General features: G+C 64.5%; 9 protein-coding genes. 3 read left to right on the forward strand and 6 right to left on the reverse strand.

The window, feature by feature from the left end:
* The first annotated feature begins 81 nt into the window (after positions 1-81).
* Positions 82-339 carry a type B 50S ribosomal protein L31 gene (locus LOY42_RS05945; RefSeq protein ID WP_258600010.1) on the forward strand — a complete coding sequence of 86 codons (258 nt, stop codon included), beginning with the start codon at positions 82-84 and terminating at the stop codon, positions 337-339.
* Between the two features lie 35 nt (positions 340-374).
* Here LOY42_RS05945 and LOY42_RS05950 read toward each other — a convergent pair whose 3' ends face one another.
* Positions 375-4,658, reverse strand: coding sequence for a DEAD/DEAH box helicase (locus LOY42_RS05950; RefSeq protein WP_258600011.1), 4,284 nt, complete (start codon positions 4,656-4,658; stop codon positions 375-377).
* Between the two features lie 163 nt (positions 4,659-4,821).
* Here LOY42_RS05950 and LOY42_RS05955 point away from each other — a divergent pair, with 163 nt between their 5' ends.
* Positions 4,822-5,235: an NUDIX domain-containing protein gene (locus LOY42_RS05955; protein WP_139669247.1), complete on the forward strand. Its 414-nt coding sequence runs from the start codon at positions 4,822-4,824 to the stop codon at positions 5,233-5,235.
* Here LOY42_RS05955 and metR read toward each other — a convergent pair.
* Positions 5,219-6,136, reverse strand: a complete 918-nt coding sequence (gene metR, locus LOY42_RS05960) for a transcriptional regulator MetR (RefSeq protein ID WP_110701935.1) — start codon at positions 6,134-6,136, stop codon at positions 5,219-5,221. The two genes, LOY42_RS05955 and metR, sit on opposite strands and share 17 nt — an antisense overlap.
* Positions 6,137-6,253: 117 nt before the next feature.
* Complete coding sequence (locus tag LOY42_RS05965; protein WP_258600012.1) at positions 6,254-11,644, reverse strand: apolipoprotein A1/A4/E family protein; 5,391 nt, start codon at positions 11,642-11,644, stop codon at positions 6,254-6,256.
* A gap of 197 nt (positions 11,645-11,841) precedes the next feature.
* On the opposite strand from LOY42_RS05965, the gene LOY42_RS05970 reads away from it, so the two are divergent.
* On the forward strand, positions 11,842-12,831 hold the full coding sequence (locus LOY42_RS05970) for an alpha/beta fold hydrolase (protein WP_102685428.1): 990 nt from the start codon (positions 11,842-11,844) through the stop codon (positions 12,829-12,831).
* A gap of 17 nt (positions 12,832-12,848) precedes the next feature.
* Here the strand turns inward: LOY42_RS05970 and LOY42_RS05975 are convergent, their stop codons facing one another.
* Genes LOY42_RS05975 through LOY42_RS05985 form a run of 3 tightly spaced genes read right to left on the reverse strand, consistent with a single transcriptional unit; the run spans position 12,849 to position 16,441 of the window.
* Entirely contained in the window at positions 12,849-13,184 is a 336-nt protein-coding gene (locus tag LOY42_RS05975) for a GlpM family protein (RefSeq protein ID WP_102685429.1), read from the reverse strand.
* Between the two features lie 27 nt (positions 13,185-13,211).
* A complete protein-coding gene (locus LOY42_RS05980) occupies positions 13,212-14,489 on the reverse strand; it encodes a sigma-54 dependent transcriptional regulator (RefSeq protein WP_232968160.1) in 1,278 nt (425 codons plus the stop codon).
* A 47-nt stretch (positions 14,490-14,536) separates the two neighbouring features.
* Positions 14,537-16,441: an ATP-binding protein gene (locus LOY42_RS05985; RefSeq protein WP_102685431.1), complete on the reverse strand. Its 1,905-nt coding sequence runs from the start codon at positions 16,439-16,441 to the stop codon at positions 14,537-14,539.
* Positions 16,442-16,500: the final 59 nt, after the last annotated feature.

Raw genomic sequence — 16,500 nt, forward strand, 5'->3', positions numbered from 1 at the left:
AAATGAAAATTCAGGTATCGAAAATCATTCGCATTATGATATGTTATAAAGTATCCAATGTGCTTCGCAGGAGATTGCGTCATGAAAGCTGGCATTCATCCCGATTATCGCCCGGTGCTGTTCCACGACACGGCTGCCGATGTGTACTTCCTGATCGGCTCTACGGTGGATACCAACCGCACCCAGGTGCACAGCGATGGCCAGATCTACCCGTACGTCGCGCTGGATGTGTCCAGCGCTTCGCATCCGGTGTACACCGGGCAGCAGCGCAAGACCACGGTGGAAGGACGGGTGGCCGGGTTCAACAAGCGCTTCGCCGGTTTTCAGGCCAAGGGCTGAACCGGCGGGAGCGGCGGCACGCACACCGCCGCTCCCTAGGTTGCTGCATCGCGCAACAGAAGCTGGTGCCAATGGTCCTGTTCGCTGGCCGATGCTTCGACCGCAAACAGGTACTTCCCTGCCACGCGACTGGCGACTGGCACCCCATCGCGGTACAGCAGCCGATTGCCCGCCACTGCCGGCACTTTCGTTCCCGGCAGCAGTGTGCCGACCAGGTTAAGAGGGTCGCAGCCGCTGACCACCACCAGTTCCCCGCCCAGCGCGCGGTTGCGCACCTGGCGCAGCAACCCAACCGCTTCGGGCAAGGCGAACTGCTCGCCCGCCAACCCGGCAATGAAGCGCCCCCCGCGGATCTCGCCACGCGCCTCGAGACGCTGATAGCAGCGCAGCAGTGCGCGCCACGCGGGCAGCACATCGCTCTCGCGCTCCAGCAAGCGCCAGCACACCACGCCATAGCGGCGCAGCAGGCTGCGGGCCACGTGTTCCAGGCGCTGGTCGCTGTCGACCGTGGCGGCCGAGCGGCGCAGCAAGGCCCAGCGTCCGGCATGGGCCATGCTGCTCGACAGTGCTGGGTGCCCGCGCCGGCTGGTGCGGGGCCTGCGCCTGGCCGCCGGGCTGATGAGGCTGCGCAGGCCGCTGAAACCGTCGGCGCTGGCCAGGCCCGAGCCCACCAGTTCCTGCAGCGCCGACTCTAGCTCGCTGGGCAACAGGCGGGCTTCATGGACCAGTTCGTCGAAGAACAGCGCGCCTTGCTCCTGCAAGGCTTGCAGGACTCGCTGCGCGCGGGCGCCCAGCTGTTCGAGGTCGGGCGCCGGGGTGAGGCTGCGCCACAACCCCAGGTGCTCGCGCGGCAGCAGTACCAGGGGCGTGCTGGCCAGGGTGCTGGCCGCCAGCGTCGCCGCCAGCCGACTCCAGGCCCACTGGCCGCTGCGACAGGCGTCATCGAGCCAGTGGGGGCTGTAGTCCTTGATCCGCGCCGGCAGCAGGTCGCTTTCCCAGGCCCCGGCGGCGGCGGGAAAGCCTTGCAACTGGGCGAGCACCTCGGGCACCGCCTGCGGCCCACGCAGGCGGGCTTCGCCGCTCACGTGCTGCCAGTCGAACAGGAAGCGCAGGTAGTCCTGCAGGCTGACCGGTTCGATCTCCTGGCGCAGGCGTTTGACCGTGTAGCGATGAATGCGCGCCAGCAGGTGCCGTTCGCACCATTGCAGGCGCGTCTGGCCGGGGCTGAAATGGCCACGCATCACGAGGCCCTGGCCCTCCAGGCGGGCCAGGGCCTGTTCGCAGTCGCCAGCCTTCAGCGCCAGAGGTGTTGTGATCTGCTCCAGCGTCATCGGGCCAAAGCCATCGAGGCGACAGCGCAGCAGTTCCGTGAGGGCGGTATCGCTATCGACGAGGGCGTCATAGCCCGGCAATAGCGGCATGTCCGGTTCCAGGCGAGCATCCGGGTACAGCGTCAACAGGGCCTGCTGGCGCTCGCGGGCCAGCCACAGACGGTGTTCGCCCGTATCCAGCTGACAAGCCCGGCCCGCCTTGGCCAATTGCTGCAACAGGTCGCGCCAGGCGTCATTGGCATCTACTTCGTCCTCGGTCACGCCCCCCAGGCTCATCAGCGCCTCATGCATTTCGTCGGCGTTGCCGGCACGCGGCCAGGCTTCGGCCCGCACCGCGGCAATAGCGTCGGCGTCCAGCGCGCCCAGGTCGTCGGCGTTGCGTACGTCGCTCCAGCGTCGGTTGAGCACCGCCTGGGTGCGCCTTTCTTCCAGCGGCGCATCGTCGAGGAAGGTGTAGGGGCGGGCATTGAGAATCGCCGAGGCCAGCGGCGACGGGGCTGGCAGGTCGCGGCTGAGCAGGTCTACTTCTCCGCGCTCCATGCGCCGCAGCAGCGCCAGCCAGCCTTCGCTGTCCATGGCCTCGTGCAGGCAGTCGTCGAGGGTCTGCTCGACCAATGGATGATCGGGGATCTGCCGCTCGCCGACGATGTTCTCCAGGCAGGCGAGCTGGTCGGGGAACACCGAGGCCACCAGGTCCTCGCTTTTCATGCGCTGGATCTGCGGCGCCACCTTGCGACCGCCCACGTAACGCGGCAGGGCCATGGCCACGGCGGCATTCCAGCGCCAGCGCACGCCGAACAGCGGGGCGTCGAGCAATGCCTGGATCAGGATCGCTTCGGCACTGCGGCTGTTCAGGTAGCGCCACACCTCGTCCAGGTCGAAACTGTGGCTGGTGGACAGTGACAGCACTATGGCGTCCTCGCTGGCCGCCGCCTGCAGTTCGAAGTTGAAGGTGCGGCAGAAGCGCTTGCGCAGGGCCAGCCCCCAGGCGCGGTTGATACGGCTGCCAAAGGGTGAGTGGATGATCAGTTGGGTACCGCCGGACTCGTCGAAAAAGCGCTCCATCACCAGCGTCTGCTGCGAGGGCAGGGCGCCGAGCACCTGCCAGGTGCGGCCGAGGTAGTCCAGCAGTTGGCTGGCGCAGGCTTCGTCCAGTTCATATGTTGCCTGGAGCCAGGCCAGCACCTGTTGAGCGTCGCCGGCCTGCAATTGCTGGTCGATGCGCTGCTGCAGCCGGGCCACCGCGGCGGACAGCTCGTCGCTGCGCCCGGGCGCCTCGCCGAGCCAGAACGGGATGGTCGGCGGCAAGCCGTGGGCATCCTCGACCCGCACCCGCCCAGGCTCGACGCGCAGGATGCGGTACGACGCGTTGCCCAGCTGGAAGATATCGCCGGCAATGCTCTCGACGGCGAAATCCTCGTTAACGCTGCCGATGTTCAACGCCTGGGGTTCGAGCAGCACGGTGTAGTCGGCGGTTTCGGGGATGGTGCCGCCGCTGGTCAGCGCGGTCAGCTGGCTGCCGCGACGCCCACGCAGGGTGCCGTTCACCGCATCGCGGTGCAGGTAGGCGCTGCGCACCCCCTGGCGGCCGTTGTAGCCCTCGGCGAGCATGCGCAGCAAGGCCAGGTAATGGCTCTCGTCCAGCTCGGTATAAGGAGTGGCCTGGCGCAGCAGGTCGAACAAGGCGCGCTCGGCCCAAGGCTGGTTGCTGACTTCGGCGACGATCTGCTGGGCCAGCACGTCCAGTGGCGCGTGGGGAATGTGCAGGGCGTCCAGCTCGCCCTTGCGCACGCAGTCGAGCAACGCCACGCCTTCGATCAGGTCATCCCGCGAGGTGGGGAACAGGCGGCCTTTGGGGATGCCCTCGACCTGGTGGCCGGAGCGTCCGACCCGCTGCAGGAACGCGGCAATCGAGCCGGGCGAGGCGATCTGGCAGACCAGGTCGACATCGCCGATATCGATGCCCAGCTCCAACGACGCGGTGGCCACCAGCACCTGCAGTTCGCCGGCCTTGAGCCGCTGCTCGGCAGCCAGGCGATGCTCCTTGGCCAGGCTGCCGTGATGGGCGGCGACCGCGTCGTTGCCCAGGCGTTCACCCAGGTGGCGCGTCAGGCGCTCGGCCAGGCGTCGGGTGTTGACGAACACCAGCGTGGTGCGGTGCTCGCGGGCGAGGACCGCGAGGCGGTCGTGGACCAGGCTCCAGACATCGGTGGCCATCACCGCGCCCAGTGGCACGGGCGGCACTTCGAGAGCCAGGTCGCGTTTGCGGACATGGCCGATATCGACAATGGCGCAGGGCCGTTCGTGGCCAACTAGAAACTGCGCCACGCGCTCCACAGGCCGCTGGGTCGCCGACAGGCCGATACGTCTCAAAGGTCGGCCAGCGAGGGCTTGCAGGCGTTCCAGGGTCAGCGCCAGGTGGCAGCCACGCTTGTTGCCGGCCAGGGCGTGGATCTCGTCGACGATCACCGTGTGCACACTGGCCAGCCCCTGGCGGCCGGAGGCCGAGCCCATCAGCACATACAGTGATTCCGGCGTGGTCACCAGGATGTGCGGTGCCAGCTTGCGCATGGCGGCGCGGTCTTTCTGGGGCGTGTCACCGGTGCGCACGGCGGTGGTGATGCGCGGGGCCTCGAGACCGAGCTGTGCGAACTGGTGGCCAATGCCCGTGAGCGGGGCGTCGAGGTTGAGGCGAATGTCATTGGACAGCGCCTTGAGCGGCGACACATAGACCACCTGGGTTTGCGCGGGTAGCGCGCCGCCGTGTTCCAACCCTTGGCGGAACAACTCGTCGAGCACCGCGAGGAAGGCGCTGAGGGTCTTGCCCGAGCCGGTCGGCGCGGCCAGCAGCATCGACTGGCCGGCATGGATCAGCGGCCAGGCGCCGGCCTGGGCCTCGGTGACCGTGGCAAAGCGCTGGCGGAACCAGGTGGCGACGGCGGGGTGGAACAGGTCGAGCACCGGGTGGAGCTGTGCGGGCAGGTTCATGGGTTGGTTATGGCGGGTAAGCAGAGAAATGACAAGGGGCCGTTCGTCTGCCTGTTCTGGCCCTGTGGAGTACTCGTGGGAGCGGCGGTTCGCCGCTGCGACTTGCCCCGCGACAGGGCCCTGTCAGGTATCCTGCGCAACCTCAGTAAACCGAGTGTCCAGCATGCCCAAGACCATCCGAATCGCCGCCGCCCTGCTCATCGACCCCCAAGGGCGGACGCTGCTGGTACGCAAGCGCGACACCCTGGCCTTCATGCAGCCGGGTGGCAAGATCGACCCGGGCGAGTCGCCGGCGCAGGCGCTGGTGCGTGAGTTGCACGAGGAACTGGGGTTGCATGTCGATCCCGCCCAGGCCCTCCACCTGGGCCGCTTCAGCGCCCCGGCCGCCAACGAACCGGGATTTGAGGTCCAGGCCGAACTGTTCCGTGTCGAGTGCCGCGAGGCGGTGGCTCCGGCGGCGGAAATCGAAGAGGTCATCTGGCTGGCCCTAGACCAGGCGAACACGCTGAACCTGGCGCCGCTGACCCGCGACCTGATCCTGCCGCTGTGGCGCGCAGGGCTCAACGCACCGCGCTGACCCCGTCGAGGGTGGCGAACGAGGTGTCCTTGGCGGTCAGCAGGAAGTCACGCATGTACGGCGCATCGAGCATGTCGGTGCGCACCGCTGCATAAAGCGTGGCAAACAACCCTTTGTCGCCCAGTCGCTTGCCCTTCACATAACCCCGCGAGCTGTACTCGTGCAGGGCCCAGTGCGGCATGCCGCATACGCCACGACCGCTGGCCACCAGTTGCATCATCATCACCGTCAGCTCCGAGGTGCGCACCGCGGCCGGCTCGATGTCGGCCGGCTCCAGGAAGCGGGTGAAGATGTCCAGGCGGTCGCGTTCCACCGGGTAGGTGATCAGGGTCTGGTCGAGCAGGTCCTCGGGCACGATGTATGGCTTGCCGGCCAACGGGTGCTGGTTGGCCACGGCGAGCATGGCTTCGTAGGTGAACAATGGCACGTAGGTGATGCCGGCCAGGTCCACCGGATCGGACGTCACCACCAGGTCGAGGTCGCCACGGGCCAGGGCCGGCAACGGGGCGAAAGCAAAGCCCGAGGCCAGGTCCAGCTCCACTTCCGGCCAGGCGTCGCGGAACTGGTCGATGGTCGGCATCAGCCACTGGAAGCAGCTGTGGCACTCGATGGCCATGTGCAGGCGCCCGGCGGTGCCGCCGGCCAGGCGGGCGATATCACGCTCGGCGCCACGTAGCAGGGGCAGGGTGGCGTCGGCCAGTTGCAGCAGGCGCAGGCCGGCGCTGGTGAAGCGGATCGGCTTGGTCTTGCGCGCGAACAGGGGCAGGCCGAGGCGCTCCTCCAGTTCCTTGAACTGGTGGGAGAGCGCCGATTGCGTCAGGTGCAACCGTTCAGCGGCCTCCACCAGACTGTCAGCTTCGCGCAGGGCGTGAAGGGTTTTCAAGTGACGTATTTCCAGCACGGTGAAACTCCAACGATATTCGGGCGCAGACTGCTCAGAAATGTTGAGTTTCCCTCATGTTGATGGTGTCTGTCGATGTATGGCGCGAGGGGCCTGGGCCGGGCCCCTCGCGGTCGATCAGAACAATGCCGTGAAGTGCTTGCGAGCGATGACACGCGTCAGTTCACCGCGCCAGATCTGCTCGACGTGGCTGTCCTGCCATTCCCGCCCAAGGCGCCGTTGAGGGACGGTCTTCAAGTGCGCCTTGACGAAATCGTCGAAGGAGGGATTGGCCTTGTTGAAATGGAAGTGGGCATACCACAGTGGACGTGGCGGGGTTTCACGGGTATCGAGTACCACGAACTCCTGCAGGAAGTCCCTGCGGCCCTCGCTGGTCCTTCGCAGCTCTACCAGTGCGCCCTCCTTCTCGATCCGGACCAGGCCCGCTTCGTGCAAATAATCAAGCTGCCCGCCATTCGGTTGGTGAGTACCCATGATGTAGCTGACGCGCAGTGCCTTGCCATGCCGCGTCGACTCCCGTGCCATGTCGCGCAACCGTTGCACCAGGCTGTCGTCGCTCGCCTGGTCAGCGATTCGCGAGGCCAGGTTTTCCAGGTCGGTAGCCTTGAACTGCATGAGATCGTCAAGAGTCGCACCTTCCATGCCTTGATTGGCGTACTGCTGCACCTTGCCTCGATACGCTTGCAGTTCGTCCAGCTGACGCCTGGCCTCGGTACGCAGCTCCTTCAGGGATACGGTACGGCCAACGCTGGGAGCGGTGTCCGGGTTGGTCAGGGTGAATTTTCCCGAGCGATCCTGAAGATAGATTTCGGTCCGCCCGTTGACCCCGGTGATGCGGTACACGTTGGGGCTATGCTGGTCTGGCTCACCGACCAGCAGGCGGTTGTCGGTGGTCTCGAAGACGCGGGGCTGTTGGGTACCTTTCTTGCTGGACAGCGGCGCTGGCTTGGTTTTATTGAGCAGCAGCCCTTTGAAATGCGCTTCATAGGCCGTCAATGATGTCTCCAGGCGCTGCGCGGCAGCGGGTTCGATACACGGAGCATAGCTATCGAGCCAATATTTCAACTGATGACGAAAACGTTCGGAGTGCTGTAGCGACGTCGTCATGATGGCGACACGTTGTACGGCGGAGGCTTTTGTTTCACCCAGCTGATGCAGGGCATACAGTGCGCGGTCCAGTGTTGCTCGCGGTTCTTTCATCAACAATTGCAGATGGATGCCGGCGCCGCTCAAGGCCTGGCCCGGTTTGACCAACAACGCAGTCAGTTGGCCGACAGCCATGTAGTTCAGGACAGGATCGGTGAAAGCGCTCAGGGTGCCGTCGATGGTGTTCAGCATGTCCCGATGTTCGCCCACCTGTCGTACTTGCTTGCGCCAGGTTCGTAGATGGGTGACTTGCTCGCGGATATCGTCTACAGCTGCCAGTGCGTTTAGTCGGGCCTGGTTCATGTTGACCCTCAGCGAGGACAACTGCTGGGCGATGATCAGGAACTGCTCGTCGTCGAGGTCCGTCGCGAGTTTGTCGGATTTTTGCTGAAGACGTAGCTTGAGATTATCTACTTCATCCATCGCGAGGGTGAGTTGGGTACCGGCTTCTCTGCTGAGGCGTTGACGACCATTGCAAATGAGTATGGCCAGGTCGTTCGCCTGATCTTGCGCCCTTTTGCGAATCCGCCCGGCGGCAACCTGCTGGAATGCCTGGCAATCACGGTGAATGCGTTCTGCGTCGGCGAGGGTGCTTTTCAGCGAAGCCTTCAGTGGCGCGTCGAGCTTTCCTTGTTGTTCCAAGGCGCGCTTCATTTGCTGATTGAGCTCGTTGGCACGAGGTTGCAGTAACACTAGGTCACGGCTAATGCTGTCGCGCAAACGGTTGTGCTGGCGATAGGCGTGGTCTCGCCACCAGCGTGGCAAGCGTTCGCGTATCGCCGCGGGCCAGAGTGGTTCGAGCGTATCGGCGACACGCACTAGGGCTTGTCCGCCACCGCTGCCTGCCCCCTGGCGGTGTACACCATAGAGCGCGAAGTGCGTATCCCACTGGCCGTGCTCGTCTTGAGCAATGGCGCGTTTCCACTTGTGGCGGGTGTTGCCATCCAACTGCCAGGTGTGGGCGGTCGTGTCCCAGCTCACTTTGTAGGTTTGCTTGCCGACCAGGATGAAGTTGCCTTCGGTATGCCGATAGATGCCTCGGTATTTGCCATGGGTGGCCGGTTGCAGTCCCTCCAGTGACAGTGGCTGCTCATACTCCAGCCCGGTGAAGCGGTCGAGGCTGCGTTGGGGCGATGAATCCTGGCGCAGGTGTACGGTCCCTTCACCCTGTCCATGGATACGACGCATCCTGGCCGCTCGACGCAGGGATGCGGTATTGAGGCCAATACCGACACCGAGAGCGTCCATTGCGACATCGACCAGCGAGACGATCAAGTCGTTGATAGCTTGCAGGACGTCACTGGACGAGCCTTTGGAAAGTGCTTTCACCACCTCGGTGGCACTGACGAATGCGTCGTAGGCGCTGATCGGCAGCCCCAGGAACGGGATCGCCCCCAGGGCGATCTTGAACCCTATCAGCACGCCAGCGCTCTGCCCGGCCAAGTGCTCGAAGAACAGGTCCAGGTTGGAGCGCGACGTCGCGCGATGCTCCATCACCAGGCGCCCTCGATGGGCCTCGAGCAGGTGGGCGGCCAGTGAGGTGGTGGCGGGCCAGGCGGTACCTACACCTATCATGCGGTCGAAATGGCGAATGCGCGCTTCGCGCAGCCGTGTGCGATGGGCGCCAGGGTTTCCGCTCAGTGCCCGGCTGACGAGGTAGTCGTCGCGTTCATCGAACAGCGCCAGCCGCGCTTGTTCGAGACTGTCGTACTGGCGCAGCCCGTGGGTCGGGTGATCGGGACGATAGAGCAAGGTGACCTTGCTGGCGCGGTCCTCGATGAACGTCACCCCCGACAGTGTCGTGGATTGCTCGTCGGTATCCTTGCCGCCAGCCGTCAACTGGGCGGGCAACAATTGAATGTCATGGCCGTCGGCCTGGAAGGCTGATCGGCTGTCGGCATCGATTGCCACGCAAAGGATCGCGTGACCGACGCTATCCAAGTCCCCTCGCTGGTGATACAGCAGGTTTTGCAACTTCAGCATCAAACGGTGAGGGGCGATCAGGCACTCTCGGCGGTAGGCATGGGCATATTCCGACTCAGTGGGGTCGCTGAATGCGGCATGGAGCGCCGATTCGTAGCGCCCAGCGAGGTCCAGGCGGTGTGCCAGGCCTTGCAAGTATTTGCGATCGAGGCCTTTCTCGATGGACTGCCCTGGCGGCTGCCCATCGGCGCGCTTGGGTTTGACGAAATTCAGGCGTTCCAGCATGGTGCTGTCGATGTTTTGCAACAGCAGGCTTTCCAGCGTGACCTCCTCGGTCGCAAGGCTTGCGGTCAGCACTGGCCGGGTCGGTGTTCCTGGAGCGCCACTGCCGACGACCGGATGATTGCGCCAGCTTGTCGATAGCGGGAGTTGCAGAAGAATCCGGCCACCGTCGAAACCATCGAAATCCTGTATCAGGGTTTTCGACACCCATTTCTGGCAGAACGCCTCGCGCTCCGGCAGGTCGCGATCCATCAGCGCCTGGCTGTCGCGCAAGGCTGCCAAGTAGTCATTGGCCATGGTCTTGAAAGAGGTGCGCACCTCTTCGGTCATCTTGGCGAAGGCGGTGGGTGAGCTGCCTAACCTGCTTGTAAGCTGTTGCTCCTCTTTCAGGTGGGAGAGCGCCGCCTCCCGCGTGCCCTGCCAGGACACCTGCAGGTGTTGGCCCAGGGACTGTCTTGCCTGCGGTAGTTCAGCGGCCGCGGCGTCGAGCCCTTTCTCGTTCTGCAGTGTCTGCCAGGCTTGGCGCGCATGCGTCAGTTGCGTGTCGAGTGCGTAGGCAAGGCTGTCGCCGACGATAGGCTCGAAGCGAAGCGACAGCTCTGTGCCATGTTGGAACAGATAACGAGCGAGTACGCCCTGGTCGTTGCACTGCAACAGCCCTCCGTGCCCACCGAGCCAGTAAATGGCGAAGGGTTGGCGGGTATCGGGAGTGTCCAGGAGCGTGCGCCTGGCGATGACAACAACGTCGTGCAGCACCTGTTCGCGAGGGCTGCCTGACGGGGCTCTTGGGGCCGAGCGCAATACGGGTGAAGCCGTCAGCGCGCTGTCGTCCTGCGGGTTGAACAGTGATTCAACCAACGCGAGTACGTCAGGCGCCAGTTCGCCCAGCAACCGTTTCATTCGGGCATGGGCCAGCAGGGCTTGGCCGTGAGCCGCCAACAAAGCGGGTGGGGCTGTGACCGGGCGAGCGTCGGAGTGCCATTTCGCCGAGGCCAGGATGGCCTCTATCTGGGGCTGGGCGGCCTCACGCGCCTTGAGCAGAACACCTTGTTGGCGCTGGTATTCCTCAAGGTCTTGCTGGGAAAGCTCTGCCAACTTTTCCAGTTGTAGAGCGACCAACTGCACGCGCCTTGACCATTGTGCCTCAATGCCAAAGGGGGCCAGCTCGAACAGTGAGTGGTCGCAGGGATCGTCGTCCTCTGCGGATTCAAGGGCAAACGGCATGGCGAAAACCGTTGGATGGCGCCAGTCGCTATACAGTTGATCAGCCAGCGCCAATGCTGTGGCTGCGTTGCCAAGGCTTTCGCCGGGGTCGTGGTCGAGCGTTGCCAGCAGGCGGCTCTCCAGATTATCGAAGAGGGTATCGAAACCTTTGTCGATCGAGTCCAGTGCGTTGTAGGTGGTATGCCCGAGCTTGGACTCCAGAGCCTGGCGTGACACGTGGTAACTGAGGGTTTCGCTGCTACCGGGGGAGTAGACGGTCAGCGCCGCTTCGCCTTCGATGCTGAAGATCAGCGCTCCTGGCTCGCAGGCGGGTGTTTCGATAAACAGTTGGCGATGATCGATCCGCAGCCACTGCGGATTGTCCATGGCACCTAGCACTGGACGGAGCGCCGCCGCCGAGGGATCAATGGCGAACGCGATATCGACGGTGGACTCGAAATGGCGTCGGTACTGTGCGCGTGCCTGTTCCTTTCGACTCATGGGCGTTCCCGCAGCCCGTTCCCCCCAGTAGCGGCTCCAGCACTGCCGAACGAGGCTGGGGAGATTCAGAGTTGCCAGATGTGCCACTAATTTGCTGGGTGGCCGGGGCAGCGCTCCAAGGTTACCGGTGATGCGTGCGCAACGGTCAATCGTGGGATGTATGGCGTGATGTCGGGCCCAGGCAGTCAACGCAACGAGATTGATACTTTGTGGTTGCTGCGCACTTTCAAGCACCAGGTCGACTTGCCCGGGGGCGATGGACAGTGTTTCTTTCAACCAAGTGCCAATGATCTGGCGAACGCCGGGCGCCTGGCGCAGCAGTGTATCGAATGTCCGTCGCTGGTCTTCGCACGCTTTACGTGCTCGATGAACAACCGGGACGTCCGGCGGCACGGCGTCCAGTGGCAGGGGCTTAAGGGCAAAGGGAGGGAGGGGGCGTGTCAGCTCGTGCATCGGTCGATCCTTCTTGAGAGTTGCCGGATACGGCAACGCCATTGAAGGAAAGGGGGGCGCTTGCTGGGTCGTAGTTAATTATCGTATCTCGCCATTCGGCAGGATTCATCAAACTGTCACTGTTTTGTGGCAGCGCGCTGGCAAGAGATTTATCAGACTCGCGCTCAATTGGGGATCTGCATTCTGGTGTTTCTTTCATGCGGGCGTTTTTATTTTTCTTCTTTTTACTGGTCGTGCCGGCGAGCTTTGCCGAGAGCCGTTGTGACGTCCATGTGCCTGTGCAACGGGCCGAGCTGGGTGAGTTGAGCCTGGTCTACCAGAGTGTCGGTGCGCCCCGCGATCCTGTGCTTCTGTTGGTGATGGGCCTGGGCGGGCAATTGATCCACTGGCCGGATGATGTGGTCGAGGCCTTGTGTCGCCAGGGCTTTCGGGTGATCCGCTACGACAACCGCGATGTCGGCCTGTCGCGCTGGAACCAAATGCCGGCTTCGGCGAGCCTGACCCTCGAATTGCTGCGCTACAAGCTGGGGTTGCCGGTTTCTGCACCCTACAGCCTGTCGGACATGGCCAATGATGGCGTACGTCTCATGGATGCGCTCGAGGTTCGCCAGTTTCACGTGCTGGGGGTGAGCATGGGCGGCATGATCGCCCAGCATATAGCCGCGATGGCGCCGCAGCGGGTACGCAGCCTGACACTGGTTATGTCCAGTTCGGGCGCCGTTGGCCTGCCAGCCCCGGCCCCGGCACTGGTACAACTGCTGGCGCGGCGCAGTGCACCGAGTCGTGAGGTGGCCATCGAGCAGCAAGCCGACTTGCTGGCGGCGTTAGGCAGCCCCGAGGTCCATGATGACCGCGCTGCCCTGATCGAGCAGGCCGCCTTGGCCTATGACCGGGCGTTCAATCCGGAGGGTGTGAAACGCCAGATCATGGCGATCCTCGCCGAACCCAGCAGGGTCGAGTTGCTCAACCAACTGCGGGTGCCGACATTGGTGGTGCATGGAACGGCCGACCCGTTGTTGCCGGTGATGCATGGGGTGCATCTGGCGGCGCACATCCAGGGTAGCCAATTGCGGCTGATTCCGGGGCTGGCGCACCGGTTCCAGGAGCCGTTCAAGGCGCCGCTGCTGGGGGCGGTACTGCCTTACCTGCAGTCGAACCGGCAGGATACGCATATCGCCGGGCTTTAGAGCGAATCACGATGGCTTCAGTGCATCCGCACCCACAGGGTCACCAGCACGGTGGCCGCTACTAGCCAGGCCACCGTGGCCAAGGCCAGCGAGGCCTCCAGGCGCATGCGCTCGACCAGCAGGTACAGCGTGGCCAGGTACACGAAATAGGGAATGATCGACCACATCCCGAACAGGATGGTGGTCTTCAGGTCCGCCAGTGAGCGGCCCTTGCCGACGATGTAGTGGGCAATCAGGGCGAAGGTGGGGAACAGCGGCACCAGTCCGGCGATATAGTAGTTACGGGTTTTCGACAGAATCGCCAGGAGCACCACCACGCCGGCGCCAAGGCCCGCTTTGAATACCAAGTCCACGTTGTCTTTCCAGGTTCGGGTTGCAGGTCAGCCGAGGCCGTATTTCTTCACTTTGTCGAACAGCGTGGTCTTGGCCATGCCCAGCTCCTGGCTGGCCTGGCTGAGGTTGCCGCCTGTACGTTGCAGAGCATCGCTGAGCAGGTTGCGCTCGAATGCCTCCACCGCTTCGGCGAAGCCAAGCCCCTGGCTGGCGCCAGCACTGGTGCCCTTCTTGAACGCGGGCAGGCCCAGGGCATGGCGCTCGGCGACGTTGCGCAACTCGCGCACGTTGCCTGGCCAGTCATGGGCCATGAGCTGCGACAGGGTCTGGCTGTCGAGGGTCGGTGCTTCGCGGTCGAAGCGTAAGGCCGACTGCTGCAGGAAGTGTTCGAACAGCTGCAGGATGTCTTCGCGACGCTCGCGCAGCGGTGGCAGCTCGAGGGTGACGACGTTGAGGCGGTAGTACAGGTCGCTGCGGAACTGGCCGCTCTGGCCCAGAGTGGCGAGGTCGGCCTTGGTCGCGGCGATCACCCGGCAGTCCACCGGGATGCTCTGGTTCGAGCCCAGGCGCTCCAGGGTGCGCTCCTGCAGCACGCGCAGCAGCTTGATCTGCAGGTTGATCGGCATGCTCTCGACCTCGTCGAGGAACAGCGTCCCCCCGTTGGCGTGCTCGATCTTGCCGATGCGGCGCTTGCCCGCGCCAGTGAAGGCGTTGGCTTCGTGGCCGAAGATCTCGCTTTCAAACAGGTTCTCCGGCAGGCCGCCGCAGTTCAACGCCACGAAGGGTTGGCCCTGGCGTCGGCTGAAGTCGTGCAGGCAACGGGCGACCAGTTCCTTGCCGGTGCCGGTTTCACCTTCGATCAGCACGTTGGCCGAGGTATCGCCGACGTTGGCGATCAGCTCGCGCAGATGTTCCATGGCCGGCGAGCGGCCGATGATGCGACCTTCCAGGCTGCTCTGTTCGGCCAGCTGGCGGCGCAGCGCGAACACCTCGCGGGACAACCCGCGTTGCTCCAGGGCGCGGCGCACCACATCGACCAGGCGCTCCGGCGAGAAGGGCTTTTCCATGAAATCGTAGGCGCCGTTGCGCATGGCGCCGACCGCCATGTCGATATCGCCGTGGCCGGTGATCAGCACCACCGGCAGGCTGCGGTCGCGGGCCTTGAGGCGGTTTAGCAGCTCCAGGCCATCGATGCCCGGCAGGCGGATATCGCTGACGACGATGCCGGCGAAGTCGTCGCCGATGCGCTCGAGGGCCTGTTCGGCGCTGCCGACGCCTTCACAGGCGATATCTTCCAGGGCCAGCGCCTGCTGGCAGCCGAGCAGCACGTGCGGGTCGTCTTCGACGATCAGGACGGTGAGAGGTGCTTGATTCATAGAGGCTCAGCCAATTCGCTAGGGGGCGTGACCAGGGGCAGGGCAAGGACGAACGCGGTGCCGCCACCGCTGGGGTGTTCGACGCTCAGTGTACCCTTGGCCGCGGTGGCAAGGCTTGCCGACAAGGTCAGGCCCAGGCCCAGACCATGCTCGCCCGGTTTGGTGGTGAAGAAGGGTTCGAACAGGTGCTTGCGCGCCTCGGCGTCGATGCCGTGGCCATTGTCGAGCACCCGCAGGCGGTACTTGTCGCCCTGTGTTTCGCCTTCGAGCCACAGTTGCGGCAAGGGCTGGGTGGCCATGGCGTCGAGGGCGTTGCCGATCAGGTTGACCAGGATCTGTTCCAGGCGGGTCTGGTCGATGGCCAGCAGCGGGTCGTCGAACTGGCGGTGCAGTTGCAGGTGGCAGGCACTGATGCGGTTGGCCAGCACTTGCAACGTGGCTTCCACGGCCTTTTCCAGAGACGCCTGGCCGCTGTCGTCGCCGCGTCGGGCGAACGAGCGCAGGCTCGCGGTGATGCGGCCCATGCGATCGATCAGGTCGTTCATGGTGCGCAGGTTGGTGCTGGCGGTTTCCAGCGCGCCACGCTCGAGGAAGCGTACCGTGTTGCCGGACAGGGTGCGCAACGCCGCCAGCGGCTGGTTGAGTTCGTGGGCGATGCTGGTGGACATCTGGCCGATGGCCGCCAGCTTGCCGGCCTGGACCAGCTCGTCCTGGGCGTGGCGCAAGGTCTGTTCGGCATGGCGGCGCTCACGGATCTGGCCCTTGAGGCGTTCGTTGCTGGCGCGCAGGTCGGCAGTGCGCTCGGTGATCTTGCGCTCCAGCTGGCTGTTGGCCTCTTCCAGTGCCTCGCGGGCCGCCAGGCGGGTGGCGATCACCTTGCGTCGCTCATTCCAGGCGATGGCCAGGATCGCCAGCAGGGCGAAAGCCACCCCGACCAGGATGCCCTGCACCATCGACTCGCGGCGCAGGTCCTGCAGGGGGGTGAGCAGGGTGAAGTGCCAGGGCGTGTCGGCCAGGCGGCGGGTCTGGGCCAGGTAGGAGACGTCGCGCTGCTTGCCGTGCTCGGTCTCGCTGTTGGCCGGAAAGGTCAGCTTCTCCACGCCATCGGCGAGGGTTTCCCGGGCCAGCGGCTGCAGCTCGTTGAGCGGCCACCAGTAGTACTGCAGGCTGCGCGCCAGGCGCTCCTTGATCTGTGGGTTAAGCGGGCGCACCGATTTCAAGCGCCGGGACGGGTCGCTGGAAAGGATGATGATGCCGTTCTCGTCGCTGACAAAAGCCTCCAGGCGGGCACGCTGCCAGCGCTCCTCGAGGGTGTCGAGGCGCACCTTGATCACGGCCACGCCGATGATCTTGCCGTGTTCCTCCAGGCCGTGGGCCAGGTAGTAGCCGGCCTCGCCGGTGGTGCTGCCGATACCGTAGAACCGCCCGGGTTCGCCGCGCACGGCGACCTGGAAGTAGGCGCGGAATGCCAGGTCCTCGCCGAGGAAAGAGTCGGCGTCGCGCCAGTTGCTGGTGGCCTGGACCCGGCCATTGGTATCGAGGACGAAGATCGCCCGGCTGCGGCTGCGCCGGTTCAGACCTTCGAGGTATTCGTTGACGGCCTGGCGGTCACCGGCATCGGGGTCGGTGAGCAGGCGCGAGACACTGTCTTCCAGCTCGAGCAGGCTGGGCAGGTAGGTGTACTTGCTTATTTCGCTTTCGACGGTGCGCGCATGCAGCTCCAGCTGGCGCTCGCCGTTTTCACTGAGCGTGCGGATACCGTTGCTTTCGCTGATCAGGAAGCCAGCCATCCCTAAACCGACCATCAACAGGATGACCAGGGGGGGGACGAGCAATTGGCGAATCAGGCGGGTTTTCACGGTGGGCTGGGCGGGGCGAAGGAGCGAAGGGTCGCATTTCATCACAGTGGCCTTGTCACGACCAGCTTCCGCTGCCCGGCAGGTGGCCGGGCAGCGTCACT

The organism is Pseudomonas sp. B21-023 (assembly GCF_024749165.1).
Classification (GTDB): domain Bacteria; phylum Pseudomonadota; class Gammaproteobacteria; order Pseudomonadales; family Pseudomonadaceae; genus Aquipseudomonas.

What these genes read in the sequence shown, in the direction of transcription:
- LOY42_RS05970 (WP_102685428.1), top strand. Translation starts at nt 11,842, where the DNA reads ATGCGGGCGTTTTTATTTTTCTTCTTTTTACTGGTCGTGCCGGCGAGC.
- LOY42_RS05965 (WP_258600012.1), bottom strand. Translation starts at nt 11,644, where the DNA reads ATGCACGAGCTGACACGCCCCCTCCCTCCCTTTGCCCTTAAGCCCCTG.
- LOY42_RS05950 (WP_258600011.1), bottom strand. Translation starts at nt 4,658, where the DNA reads ATGAACCTGCCCGCACAGCTCCACCCGGTGCTCGACCTGTTCCACCCC.
- LOY42_RS05955 (WP_139669247.1), top strand. Translation starts at nt 4,822, where the DNA reads ATGCCCAAGACCATCCGAATCGCCGCCGCCCTGCTCATCGACCCCCAA.
- LOY42_RS05985 (WP_102685431.1), bottom strand. Translation starts at nt 16,441, where the DNA reads ATGAAATGCGACCCTTCGCTCCTTCGCCCCGCCCAGCCCACCGTGAAA.
- LOY42_RS05945 (WP_258600010.1), top strand. Translation starts at nt 82, where the DNA reads ATGAAAGCTGGCATTCATCCCGATTATCGCCCGGTGCTGTTCCACGAC.